8 protein-coding genes and 2 pseudogenes are annotated in these 13,478 nt (G+C 37.1%); 6 read left to right on the forward strand and 4 right to left on the reverse strand.

Annotation, left to right across the window (positions count from 1 at the left end):
* Nucleotides 1-359 precede the first annotated feature (359 nt).
* The 3 genes from IC007_RS02690 (at nt 360) to IC007_RS02700 (ending at nt 6,169) form a co-directional block, all read left to right on the forward strand.
* Nucleotides 360-1,619 (forward strand): YncE family protein, encoded by a 1,260-nt coding sequence (locus IC007_RS02690; protein WP_054846016.1) that lies wholly within the window; start codon nt 360-362, stop codon nt 1,617-1,619.
* Between the two features lie 523 nt (nt 1,620-2,142).
* Entirely contained in the window at nt 2,143-4,002 is a 1,860-nt protein-coding gene (locus tag IC007_RS02695; RefSeq protein ID WP_054846015.1) for a protein kinase domain-containing protein, read from the forward strand.
* A gap of 985 nt (nt 4,003-4,987) precedes the next feature.
* Complete coding sequence (locus IC007_RS02700) at nt 4,988-6,169, forward strand: NAD(P)/FAD-dependent oxidoreductase (protein WP_054846014.1); 1,182 nt, start codon at nt 4,988-4,990, stop codon at nt 6,167-6,169.
* Between the two features lie 829 nt (nt 6,170-6,998).
* Here IC007_RS02700 and IC007_RS14025 read toward each other — a convergent pair.
* Nucleotides 6,999-7,121 (reverse strand): hypothetical protein, encoded by a 123-nt coding sequence (locus IC007_RS14025; protein WP_256202592.1) that lies wholly within the window; start codon nt 7,119-7,121, stop codon nt 6,999-7,001.
* 456 nt (nt 7,122-7,577) lie between these two features.
* Between IC007_RS14025 and IC007_RS02705 the strand changes: the two genes are divergently transcribed.
* Nucleotides 7,578-9,053: a thermopsin gene (locus IC007_RS02705; protein ID WP_149528315.1), complete on the forward strand. Its 1,476-nt coding sequence runs from the start codon at nt 7,578-7,580 to the stop codon at nt 9,051-9,053.
* A gap of 180 nt (nt 9,054-9,233) precedes the next feature.
* Nucleotides 9,234-9,857, forward strand: a pseudogene (locus IC007_RS13655) (DNA/RNA nuclease SfsA); the annotation flags it as partial.
* Nucleotides 9,858-10,269: 412 nt separating this feature from the next.
* Here the strand turns inward: IC007_RS13655 and IC007_RS02720 are convergent.
* The gene (locus IC007_RS02720; protein ID WP_232048985.1) at nt 10,270-10,506 is read right to left on the reverse strand and encodes a hypothetical protein; all 237 of its coding nucleotides are present in this window, start codon (nt 10,504-10,506) and stop codon (nt 10,270-10,272) included.
* Nucleotides 10,507-10,976: 470 nt separating this feature from the next.
* Here IC007_RS02720 and IC007_RS02725 point away from each other — a divergent pair.
* Nucleotides 10,977-11,994 (forward strand): annotated as a pseudogene (locus tag IC007_RS02725) (transposase).
* Between the two features lie 125 nt (nt 11,995-12,119).
* On the opposite strand, the gene IC007_RS02730 reads toward IC007_RS02725, so the two are convergent.
* On the reverse strand, nt 12,120-12,464 hold the full coding sequence (locus tag IC007_RS02730; RefSeq protein WP_149528316.1) for a DUF488 domain-containing protein: 345 nt from the start codon (nt 12,462-12,464) through the stop codon (nt 12,120-12,122).
* Nucleotides 12,465-12,591: 127 nt separating this feature from the next.
* Nucleotides 12,592-13,446: an energy-coupling factor transporter transmembrane component T family protein gene (locus tag IC007_RS02735; RefSeq protein ID WP_162302105.1), complete on the reverse strand. Its 855-nt coding sequence runs from the start codon at nt 13,444-13,446 to the stop codon at nt 12,592-12,594.
* Nucleotides 13,447-13,478: the final 32 nt, after the last annotated feature.

Below are 13,478 nucleotides of genomic sequence, written 5' to 3' on the forward strand. Positions count from 1 at the left end.
GATATCCTAAATATAACCTCTCATTTTATTATAAGCTAGAATCATTCACGTTAGATTCTTAACTGTTAATTTTTCATAGAAATCCTGTATTAAGTATAAAGAGAATAAGGAAGCTTCATCTTCCTTCATTTAGGGGTCGGAAATAAGAGATTATTCTTAAATGTTAAGATCTAGTAAATTTAAAACTATGAATAAACTTTAAAGATGAAATTAAAGGAAGAGTGACACCCTTAAAATCAGAGAAGTTGAGCTTATACATCACTTATACATCATACATTTACTGAACTGAAAGGTAAGAGTGAATCTTTACTACTTTTAACTGAAAGGTCTTCTCTCCTATTTTTAGCTTACTTTCATGGGTGAAGATCTCCGCTGAAAGACGAAAAGTGGAGGGAAAGAAACAAATATTTTTAATAGAAAAATATGCCATAAATATCAGAATGATTTTGTCGGAAAGGACTTATAAGGCTATTGTAATAGGGTTCTTTTTAGCTTTAATAACATCAATTTCATATAATATACAAGATAATATTACTCATTTAGACTTATTGCCGTCAAACGTTACAATTTTGTCTAACACGGTGCCTCAGAATGGTTCTTTAAATACTTCGTTTCAAGAGATCAATTCATCTCAGGGAATCAATATAACATCTCCTACTTCCTCATCGAATTCTGAATACTATGCTTCTTATGGTTCTCCTGTGAGCATGACACTAGGCTTTAACGGTAACCTATATATAGTGCATCACGGATCGTCAAGCATAGAAATAGTTAGCCCTTCCACTATGAGACCTGTATCAACCATATCGTTTCCATATTCATCTTACCCTACGTTTGTTTGTTACAATCCTTCTCTCGACGAGGTTATAGTTACCTTGAGTGGAACTAACCAGATCGCAATAATCTCCCCTAATAATCAAGTGAGGTTTGTGAACACGGGAAACAGTCCTATTGCAGTTGCATATGACCCTGTGAATCATGACTTTATAGTTGCTAATACAGGTGAACCTAACGGCTCCTTCTTTATAAATGACTTCATTAATTCAAGTATTTATATTTATAACCAGAATTTCCAGCTCCTCAAAGTAATAAGTTATGGATTTGAAGCACCCCAAACCATAGCTGTATCCTCTAACGGAGATGTATTCGTAGGTTTCGAGAGTGAGGACTTTGTTTCAGTCTTAAATCCTGAATTTGAATGCATAAAGATCATCAATTCTTCAAATGACGTAGATCAACTCATATATGATAATTATGATAATACAATCTATGGATCCAACTTAAATGGTTGCATAATAACTATAAATCCGAGCTCTCTTACCTCATCCTGCATAGAAAATCCTTTAGTCAATATTTCTTTTGTGATGTATAACTATTATGAAAAACTTTTTTCTATAGCAGCATTACCTGGAAATCAGATAGTAGAGACTAATGAACAGAATAGCCAGTTAGTAATATTTTCAAGTAATAATATAGAATTTGAAACAAATGTGAGTCATCCTTTATACGTTATTTACGATAACCTAAACGACCATATTTACCTAACTAACGAAAATAACGAAGTTATAGAGATGACTCATTCTGGTGGGTTTGAAGAAGCTCTCAATATGTCAAGTTAGAACATGAAGTGTGTATTTTTCCTGGTTCTATATTGACATCTCTATCCTTTTCGCTTAATTTTTTCCTTTTTTACTTTTATCTCCCTCTCTTTTTCTACTTGCTTTACTAATGGATTCCATCAATCATTTATCTTTATTCCATTATATTTATATCATACAATTCAAGTATTAATATATATAATAAGCAGTGAATATACATAACTGAAAGAAGATAAATTAATATAGAGGATTAGTTTCTTAATAATGTAGAGCGGGATTGACTTTTACTCCTAGGAAGGCCTTATATTCGCTTCTAGTTATCGGAATAATAGGAATTCTTTATTATCTTCTAATTCAACAATCAGTAATAACTCTTACCATAAGTATTCTTTCAATTATTACTGGAATTATAATTCAGCCCAGACGATATAAGCCTGGTAAGAGAAGAAGTTCCAGAAATTCCAGTGTTAGCGTTTCTGATATGGTTCAACAAGACGAAGTTATTCCTAGCCCAAAAGCTCCAGTTTATGAAAGTAATTTTAGTATGGAGAGGAGTGATATGAGTACACATAGACTTAACTGCGACTTAACCTATAAGGTAGAGGAGGAGGATGGAGATTATTCTACCGTGTTGATTCGCGTCAAGACAGACGTAGATGGAGTTAAGGACGATGTAGATAAGATAGTAATGTATGTAGATGGAATTATCTCTGATCTAAGAAAAGATGGAAGAGGAGAGTATGTTACCAAGAAAAAACTCCAGCCTGGGAATCATAGTGTTTACGTTAACATCTCAAAAGGGCTATCAGATACGGTGAGAACTTTCAACGTAAACATCAGAGACGTGAGCAACCTAGAGCTAAAACTGAATACACAGCTTGAAGGTGATGAAATCAGAATAGATATTTGGACCAAACTGGAGGATTCATATATAGATGTATACTCCATAAGGGCATTTGTAAATGGAACCCCAGTAAATCTTCAAAGGGTAAATCAAGGTATTTTAAGAGGATATCATAAGCTATCTAGAGAAGGGAGACTCAAGGTTGAGGCGTTCTGTAACTACAAAGGAAGAACATTCTCTACAATGTCATTTGTAGAAGTGAATGCAAGTGATGTAATCATGAATGCCTCGGTTGATAACGATAAGATTATACTCAAGTTAACAAATTCAAACGGTTTCAGGATAGATCTAGCAGACATGAAGATGTTTATTGACGATTTAATTATAAACCCAATTAAGATAGATCAAGGAATTTACCAGACCTCGACGTTATCTCCAGGTAGGCATTCTATTAGGGTAAAGGGTGAGTTCCTCGGCAAGACGGTCGACGTAGCGAAAGAGGTAGAAATCTCAGGTCAAATTAGATCGTCAGAATTCAATCCTAACTTGCTTTTGAACAGAAGATTAGGAAACGTTAAGCTAAATGAGTTGATCTCTGAAGGTGGTTTCGGTTATGTGTTTAGGGGAACGGATGATGGTGAGGAAGTGGCGGTAAAAATATTAATACCTGATAAGATTTCCTCAATAGATAGGTTTATAGATTATATAAATTCTCTTTATAAAGAAGCATCCTATCTCATACAGTTATCAGCTAACAGTTTAGGGATAGTTAGGATAAAGAAGTTTCATCTTGACGTGAACTATAAGATGCTAGACAACCTACGCGGGGACAACTTAGTGGATTTAATAAATGATCCTCCTTATCTAGTAATGGAACTGATGCGTGGAGGATCTCTAAACAATTATATGCTTTCACTATCTTCTAAGGAAAGGAAGGATTTGGCGAAGATCCTTATTTTCTATGTAGGAAATGCGTTGAAGTCTCTCCATGATATAGGGATAGTGCATAGTGACATAAAACCCTCAAATATTCTCCTGAGCTCTTCTCCTAGTTCAGATAGCTTAGTTACAAAGATAATAAACGGTCAAATTAAGGTTAAGCTTGGTGATCTAGGTAGCGCTGTAAAGAAGGGTGAGAGTGCACTCACATATTCCTTATACTCCTCATTCGACCAAATGGTATCAGTTGCAATGACATCCATGAAAAATCCTAACGTGACCAAGTTAGGAGTATTCCCAGAGGACGATGTATATGCATTTGGATCAACACTTTATTTTCTCGTAAATCAGAAGGTGTTAAACAATGTGAACATACATGGAAATAGTGTTGATATTGACAAATGGGTTGCGAAAAATTATGATCGTTTCAGGCATGCAAACTCAAGCAACTTCTTTACTGTTTACAATGATGTGATGAATGAAGCTTTAGAATTATGCGAGCACAGAGAAGTTACTACGGACAGAAGCCAACTTGATGAACTTATCCTGATGATGGTTAACTGTGACAAGAGGAAGAGACCTTCTATCGATGAGATATTGAGAAGAACTTCATCTCTATAAACACTTCTTTTCCCTTATAGTTCCTACACTAAACTTCTTTATAGGATTAGTCTTCCTAGCTTTTGAAGCAATAGTCCTAATTGGTGAATGTTCGACCTAGAACCTCTATAAATTTTCTCCTCTTTTTTGAATGAAAATGAGATAAATAATAATAGTTTGTGTCATTTATTCCCTTTTTATTATTCTTAGTCAAACTTATACTATTTCAATTATTTCAAAACAATCATTAAACCCGTTTACCTACTCTACCTGAAACTCATCAGTGGAAGGGACATCTTAGCCATATGTTATCCTTTTGTGGATAGCACTAACAATTTAACTGAAATAGCTTTAAGGTTGTAAGCTCAAGCCGTATAATATGTAAAGATTCTCGTTATTAATTGAACTTAAAGAAAAGTAGATGTAATGATGTAATGTAAACTAAACATGGATAAAGAAATCAAAAGTTCTTGTGTCAGAAGATTTATGTGAGCTTCGCTAACTATTGGCGTTTTATAGTTAGTAATAATAGACCTAGATTTCAATCATATGTTAATCGGTTACGCTTATTAACTAAAAAATTAAAAATATTATTCTTATGTGACTGTTTTTCTAAATACTTTTAAAAGCATTCATAATATTTATTAATATATAAATAGTAAAATTTAGATAATTAATTATATTATCTAATTCTATCTAGATCTATATAATCACAAAAGTGCAGGTCAACTAAAAGTCTCTGGCGAAAATAGCCGTTAATTTTCTTTATGTTCAGACATGAGATCTCTTACTTGAATACCCCATTAGAGAAACCAGAAAGTCATTACTGCCGAGAGAAAGTAAGGAAACTGCTATACTTTAATTAAAATTCTTTAATCATTGAATTTTACTTATAAATATATCGAAAATCATTTAAATGTCTTAATTATCTCTTGGACGAATTTAAGTTTTCGTCACATCATTTACCCAGAGAAATTCTAAATAGTTTTGAAAGTGACTTTAACATATGACAAAAAAGAAGATCATCGTGGTTGGAGGAGGAATTGCAGGAATGGGAGTAGCGAACACCTTATCCGAAAAGATGAAGGATAAGGCGGAGATCACGGTTATAAACAAGGAGGACTTCTATATATCAGGTCCAAGTAGGCCTCTGCTGTTGACCGGGGAGCAACAATACGGAAGAATTATCAGGGGCTATGAAAACGTAGGCAGTAAGGGTATAAAAGTAATGACAGGAAACGTAAACAAGGTGGACCCTGATAACAGGAAAGTTTACGTTGCAGAATCAACCTTCGGGAACAAGGTAAGTGAGGTAAGTTACGACTATCTAGTTCTAGCCCCAGGAATAGTATTTGACGGCTCTGACATTGTAGGATACGACAAGTGGTGGTGGAAGAACACTAACGTATATGACCCGGGAAAGGTGAACGTGCTCAAGTCCAAGCTTTGGAGTGACAATGAAGGGTCTGTGGTTATTTATGCGCCTAAGGCTCCTTACAGATGTGCTCCAGCACCAACGGAGACGGCAATGCTGGCTCATACTGTCCTCTCAAATAGAGGAGTGAGAGGAAAGTTCAACATAGTTCACATTGACGCTAATGATAAGACTCAACCTCCGTTCATAATGGACGTGTTAAAGCAGACCTATGAGAAGGCTGGTATTCAATTGGCTACTAACCAAGAGTTGTCAGAGATCGCAGAAGACTACGTTGTCACTAAATCCGGTGAGAAGTATAAGTACACTGTATTAGCTCTGCTAGAACCTAATAGAGCTCCAAAGTTCGTGGAAGAGGCAGGCCTAGGTAAAGGTTTCATTGATGTAAGGTCTCCCCAAGACTTGAGACATCCTAAGTATGACGATATTTTATCTGCCGGAGACGCTGCTAAACTTCCGTTCCCAAAGAACCAGGAGATAGCCTTTGAAAGCGCAATGTTCGCGTCTAACAAGATCATGGAGATGGAGGGGTTGACTGAGAAGGTACCAGTCCAATACGCGTTCGTGGGTTGGGCTTACATGGGTAATCTTGAGGGTAAGCTTGAGAGTTGGAGTTTGCAGTTTCAACTTGACTTGACAGTTCAACCTCCTAAACCAACAAAGGACCCACAGCTTAAGAGGGACTATACGCTGCAGAAGGACAGATGGGAACAAGCCTACCTCGAGAAACTTTTCGGGTACAAGGCTGTATAAATACTTTATCTAGTATTTTTGTGTATTTTCTTATATCTTAATCCTATTCTCTTTTTATTTTAAGTCTTTTATTTTAATTTATAGATTTCCTCAACGGGCCATTTGTGCTATATTTGGACTATTTTAAATTTCATTATTTCTAAATTGTAATATAAGATAAAAATAATACTCTGCCTTAAAATTGATAAATTATCTTTGAAGTAGTAATGGAGTATCTTTTTTTCTATATTGATAGTATTACTATACTTTAAGCATAATCTGAATTAGTTGATTTTTATATATTGTATTTCTATTTAATTTTAATAATTTAATAGTAGGTAATCTAGAATTGTATATATTTATAGTAGTATATTTTCAATAATAGTATTGTTACTTTCAATTTTTCTTATAAAAAGTACTACTTAGAAGGTTAAATTTAAAGTTGAATTTATAGATTAAAAGTTTAAAAATTAAGAATAGATAAATAAAATATCTCTTATTATTTTTATAATATTTACAAAATATACGTGGAATTATTTCCCCTGTCTCCTATATAATCTATTATGTTTCAGTCACGTTTTCGTTCAAGTTAATCTTTGGAAATGTGCTCATGTGGATAACGTAGTATATAGGAATGGCGAAGACCCAATCTGTTGACGTCATCTCAATAAGCGTGTCCCCGACAATTATTGGTTTCTGCCTTATAATGAAAGGAGCCCTGAATATATTAATTATCTTTCCATTTATTGACCTAATACATAAAATACATGTATAAAACATACGGGGGAAAGAGAGGTTAACTTCTAGACCTCCAAGGCATCAGCCTGAGGACATGTTCACGGATCCATTACTAACACTTGCATATATCACAAGAGTGATAATCCAAACCCAGAGTCGTGACGACGTTTACCGACAGTACTGTATCGATGTAAATGTCCCCGTTACCCAATGTCAGGTAGCATACTACCTTCATAATACCGAATGAGGTTCACTTATATATTACCGTTGTCTGAAGAGACGTTGAGATTACTCAACGCGTTCACCAGTGGTATACCACCGTTTTCTGACTTCACAATTGCTCTAGAACTTCACGTCATTTACACTGACGTCCCCGTTATTATCGTTAATGCAGATAATAGGAGCGTTTGTGTACGTCACCTCTATATATACGTCTATATATCACGTTAGGGAAACAAGATGGGAACATAGTCAGCCTCACAGAGGGTCACTTTAAAAAGTTTATAAGTAATCCTTATTATATTCTATTCCTTATCTCTTCATTCATGAAATCACACAACCGTGACTTGAAAGAGCAATCGAAGATAACGAGGGAAGGATGTATATCGAGAAAAACTGAGATCTATCTTCATGTAGAGCTTGCCCGCATTCTAGAAGGTTGGAGCACCACCTTTAAGTGGGTGTTTTTCCTGTGAATTGGATCCGCATCGCACTTCTCCTATTCCTGTCTCTTTCACCGATTCAGGCTTACCTAGCCAGCTCTTACAGCTCTGTGACCACCGGTGACAGCACACTTACTCATGACTATTACCTCTACTGCAACGTTACAGTATACAATGGCCAGTCCGTCTACGTCCAACTGAAAGCGTCTGCCCCGGTCACTTTGATGGTTATGAACCAACATCAGTTCGAGGAGTTCTCTCAGGGCGACAAGTATTCATCCCTTTACAGAGAGGTCACGCAAAGCCTCGACAGTGACTTTGAGGTTTTAGGAGGGGAGTATTATGTTGTTGTCTACAACAACGTTGTGAGCGTCACTGTGAGCGTCCATCTCAGTGCCCATGCGTTACCCATAGAACCGCTGGTCTATCACTCCTCGCTTCCAGCGCCAATAGGACTGGGCTTCTACGGTATCGTGAACGAGTCGGGGAGAATAACGGGGTTTGTGACACCGTACCAAGAGGCGATAGGGTATGCGACCGTATACTCCATATTAGCCTACAACGCCACCCCTCCTAAAGGAGTAAACCCCTGGGGGTCTAGCCTACAAATGAACGCAGTACTACAGGTTAACACTACACGTGGTACTTATGTTTACTGGCTACAGAACGTGGTGGAGTTCGTTACGGACAAAGACGCCTATTGTATAGAGGACAATGTGTGGAACTATTCGAGTGGAAAATCTACGCTTACCAACACAAGTGTCACTGGAGAGGGTTACGTGTATTTCCTTGAGAGCAGGGACGAGTACTACTACGCCTCGCCAGACATCCCAGCGAACTACTCGCTCCCGTTCTCTGTCGTCCTTTACACAAAGCTTGTCTCAATCACTCCTGAATCTATAAATGTCTCCTTCGGGTATAACCTCGGCTCTGGGGTCGTGTGGTACGACAACGTGACGATACACCAGACGGATACTATCTCGGCACTCCTGCTCGTTAACCCGTTCAATGCTACGCCTAGTGGCGATCCATACGACCTTGACTTGGTCTTCGTAGGAGAAGGCAACTACGAGTATACCTATTTCGAGCAAATGAACGCTAGTTTGGGGCTGCAGATGGTTTTACTAAACGGAAAAGTTGTAACCCCGTCTCCTCTATATACATTCGGCATGACTGGGGAAGAAGCAGACAACCTCAGGGTAATCGACGTGGATGGAAGGGCCTTCGTGATCCCCGGGAATAACACCTTCTGGAACCAAGTAAACGTGAAGGAGCTTCCAGAGCTCTACTTCAGACAAGGGGGTAACAATCCGTCTGTGAGCAATATTTTGTCCACTTACGGCTATACCCTGGGATACTTGGTTTTCTTTTTAGTGGTCTTCCTCATAGTGCTCTCGGCGCTCCGCAGACTTATCAGAAGAAGGAGGAGACGTAAGTTTACAACCCGCCGGTTTGACTATAGAAGGAGGGGCCGTCGGTTTGATAATAGAAGAAGAAACATCTGAGAACCGCATGGAGTACGTTATTTTTGACATGGATAAAGCAGGTTGTAATAAGGTAAACGCCGCGCTCAAGCAGGAAATTATCTGGTGACAATGCATTCAGTTCTTTATAGTATTAAACTGGAAGTGAAAGCCTAAATTTCTTGTAATGTTATGTCTATCTATAATTAATTAAACAGATTTATGGTTTTAACTCAATCAGGAAAACTTTGTCATCTTCACGATCCAGGCAGATTAAAGGAGTTAATTTATCCAGGGAACAAGATTTTAGTTAGAGAAGTTAACGGTAATAAAAGGAAAACTTTATGTCAAGTTACTGCAGTATGGAATAATTTATGGGTAGTTGTTGATTCAAGCATTCATAATGATACTGCTAAAAAATTTTTACCTAATGCCAAAGCTGAGGTTAAAGTAGGGAATAGTAGAATTGATTTTCAAGACGGAAATACTTTCATCGAAGTTAAGGGATGCAGCCTTGTCGAAAATGGCGTGGCAATGTTTCCGGATGCCCCAACTGAAAGAGGTAGAAGGCATCTTGAAGAACTAATAAAACTTAAGGAAAAAGGATATATACTTCATCAGACTTTAAAGGACAAGACTCCCCCTTGGCGTCCAACTTTAAGGTCTCGAGTCACGTGTAGGCCTGAGATAAACCTTGTCTTTTAAGGTATGACGAAGTATAACGCTAAGTTATTGATATTAGTAATGAGGGACGCTGAATGTTTTTACCATAATGTTAAGACTGATAAAAAATTCTCAGAAAAGTTCTTTGAAGCTTTACAAAAAGGTGTAGAGGTAGAAATTAGGACTTTCTCATTAATTGAAAGTCAGGTTGTTTATAAAAGAAACATACAAATCTGCGATAAAATCAGCTTAGGAAGTATTCTCATGCAACTTATTTTGAATTTATTAGCAAAATTATATTAGATTATCTCCAATATGTTGATCCCTTTATCTATTTCTTATTTTGTCTACTAAAAATGTTTAAGACTGGTTTTACAAAAATTTAAATATAACAATAGTTAAATTGTTAAGTTAAATTTGCTTTTTATGTAATTCAATTTATTGAACAGATCGTTCACTTCAGGAATTAGGTAATCGCTCCCATCAGTTAATACGTGCCAATTACCTATATCTTTTCTCTTAAAAAGAGTAGGATCCTTGCATATCATTAAGAGCTCAGGGTAATTCTTTCATTACCGAAATTTAGAAGATATTTTCACTTTGGTTCAATAAACAGAATAAAACTATCTTCTTTTATGGCAGAAAGTAATTTTTTCGCAGTTGTTTCTTTCTCAGCGTAAAGGATTATAGTAGGAGGATTAAATTTTCTGAATATCATTAAATAACCTTCATCAATTATCGTAAATTCCGTGTATTTATGATAAACTTTAGAGTCGTAAATCTCGAAAGCAAACTTAATAGGATCCGTTAGGAATAAGTTCTCTAATATCATAATTATAATGTCTAGGAGTTCCATTTAAAATTGCTTGTTTTATTGTTTTCGTATTTAATGTTTTATGAACTATTCCAAATTTTATCAGAGAGATATAGAATTTACTTTTATCTTGATGCTGGATTTTAAATTTAAGAGAAATAAAAAGGATTAAGTTATAGGGAAATTGAAGGACTCAACAAATTAATATATACTGCTTTGTGGGTCTATTCAATTTTTCTAAGAGACTGCATTAAACTTACTGCTAATTCAACTGCTGATTTAGAATTTATACTGAAGAAGTGAGTCTAGAGCCTAAGAAAATTCAACTAGGGCGGCTCAGGAGTCCATTGCGATTTCAATTTATTTCTATAGAATTAGATAGTAGAAATTGATTCTACATTTTCGGTAACACTGATAGGGGGCGAGCATGAGGTAATATCATGGAACTGTAAACTGTGAACGAGGTAACCCTCTACGGGGTCCGGATTATGGAGCTCGTAGAGGGACCTGGGAAGATATCCCTCACGCTCGTCCCCAAGATATTACCCGATGACGCCTTATTGAACAAACCGGTCCAGGAGATCGAGAGGATGGCCTTGGAGGAAGCTGAGAAAACTAGTCCCAGCTACCAGAGGGGTAAGGAGGTCAAGAGGAAGGGTTACGCGAGCTACAGGTTCCTGAAGGGGTTTGGGATCGTGATGGACGAGAGGGAGACGAAGTACGAGTTGGAGTGGATATCGGTGAAGCTGCCAGTGCTTTACGGTGAAGGGAGGGTGAGGACCCAGGTCGAGGAGACTCTACTGAGGGAGGAAAGGAAGGTCTTCGCGTCCCTAATGTTGGTCTACTCGGTTAAGGGAGGTAAGTTGAACGCCAAGCTCTGGATGCCCGAGATTGAAACGGGAGGCGACTTCAACTACGTGATAGTTGACGGGAAGTACGTGAAGCTCAAGGGGCGAAAGGCGGTCCTCCTCGTGGCTATGGGCGTGACCCGGGAGGGAAACAGGGCGGTCCTCGAGCTCATCATAAGCGAGGCTGAGGACGCCATCTATTGGAGTCTCCTGGTCAGGGTCTGGAAGAAGACCAGCTTCGTCCTGGTCGTGGCTGACGGGATCAAGGCCTTGGACAGGGCGATCTCCCTAGCTGAACTTCACGTGGGGAGGCAAGGCTGCCTGGTCCACCTGAAGCGTACGACCAAGGAGGAAAGGGAGGCTTTAGACGCGATCACCTCGTCCGCCGAGCTCGGCAAGATCATGGCCGAGACCAACCCTTCTAAGCTACCTCATCGCCGACAAGAAGCTCTGGAAGTGGCTAAAGTCCAACAACCTGGTCGAGTCCTTCAACTCCCTCCTAGAGAGGAGGTTCGGGTTGTTTCACTCTCCCTGGAGGATACTACAGCTCGCGCGGGCCATAGCCCTCTACTACAACCTATCGGCCTATTTTCTCGCTATCGTACTAATATTACGATCATCTTCATTCTTCTCACTTTCATCAAAATATACCAAATAATTTGTACATTAGATAAGTCTAATTTAAAGCCAGAAAATACAATTCGCAATGGACTCCTGAGCCGCCCTTCAACTAGCCCACAAAGCACTTCAAACGGTGTCTTATACATTTTATAATTTTAGCCTTCACTTTGTTAATAGCTTTTCCAAATACTCTTTTAATGCAAAAGCGTTATTATAAGGTGATTTAGAAGCGTAAACTAAGGTCACATTAGTATCTTTTTTAGTTAACTGTAATAATACCTCAACTTTAGGGTTTTTCTCTAATTCCTCAAAGTATTTCCTCTTGAACTCTTCCCATTTGTTGGGATCGTGATTATACCATTTTCTCAATTTCTCGCTTGGAGCAACGTCTTTAAGCCATACGTCTACTTTATCCTTACTGATACCTCTAGGCCATAATTTGTCTACCAATATTCTTACTCCGTCATCCTTCCCTGCAGAATCGTAAATCCTTTTTACCTTTATCATAATTAATGATATGAAAAAGTTATTTAAAAAGAAAGATGCTAAGAGATTAGGTGTAATTAGTTTCAAAATGGATTATTGATTTCTCCGGATAAGACTCTTTTTTGACTTTCACAAAAAATCTTTTGATTCACGGATGGAAAGGAATAGACGGTATCATGCCTACTATAACCAAGTAAGTATCAATAATAAGAGCTGCAATCATTATCGTAACTACTATTTTATCAATTTTCGAAAACGTTATATCGTCAATATAAGTTCTCTTTTTGTAAGCCATGAATGCTCTCGTCTCTGCTGAAATGCTTACAGTCTTAGCTTTCTTGAATTCATAAATGAAGAGAGGTATTATAGATTCAAACATTGCTCTTAAATTATATAGGAATTTGATTCTTTTCTTATATCCTATTCCTTTCATTAATTGAAGTTTTATTATTGTATCCGCAGTGTCGAATATTCTGGGAAGAGAAACTAAGCCTACAGTTATTGCAAAAGTTATAGACATAGGTACTTTCATTTTATGAAATGATCTGATTATTTGAGAAGGAGTAGTTGTGAGAAATATTAATCCTGAATACATTAACATTGTCCAAATTCTCATGCTAACTTGGAAAGAGTAAATTATTGCTTGTAAAGTAAGATAAGGGACAAAACCCATGAAAACGAAATATGAAGGAAACTTCCATATTATGGTTAAATTATTTCCGAATATCTCCCTAAGAACTACTGGAGAGACAAAATATGAATAATCCAATACACTACCTATCATTTGGAGCAAAGAAAATGACAATATTAATCTAATTCTTCTTAATAAATAGTAGAAATATAATGAAGCTATCCCTATTATCAAGTCTACCCACCATATTGATTCGGCACAAATAATAGTTACAATTACAACTATTAGCAGTTTAGTTAAAGGATGTAACAGATGATAAGGAGTTTTGTATTCAACGTATGTGGTTAATTTTTCAAAACCTTTGAATCCCAAAACCTTGAAAAGAAGATAAAAAGGAGAAATAG

Origin of the sequence: Sulfuracidifex tepidarius, from assembly GCF_008326425.1 — an archaeon.
Taxonomy (GTDB): Archaea; Thermoproteota; Thermoprotei_A; order Sulfolobales; family Sulfolobaceae; genus Sulfuracidifex; species Sulfuracidifex tepidarius.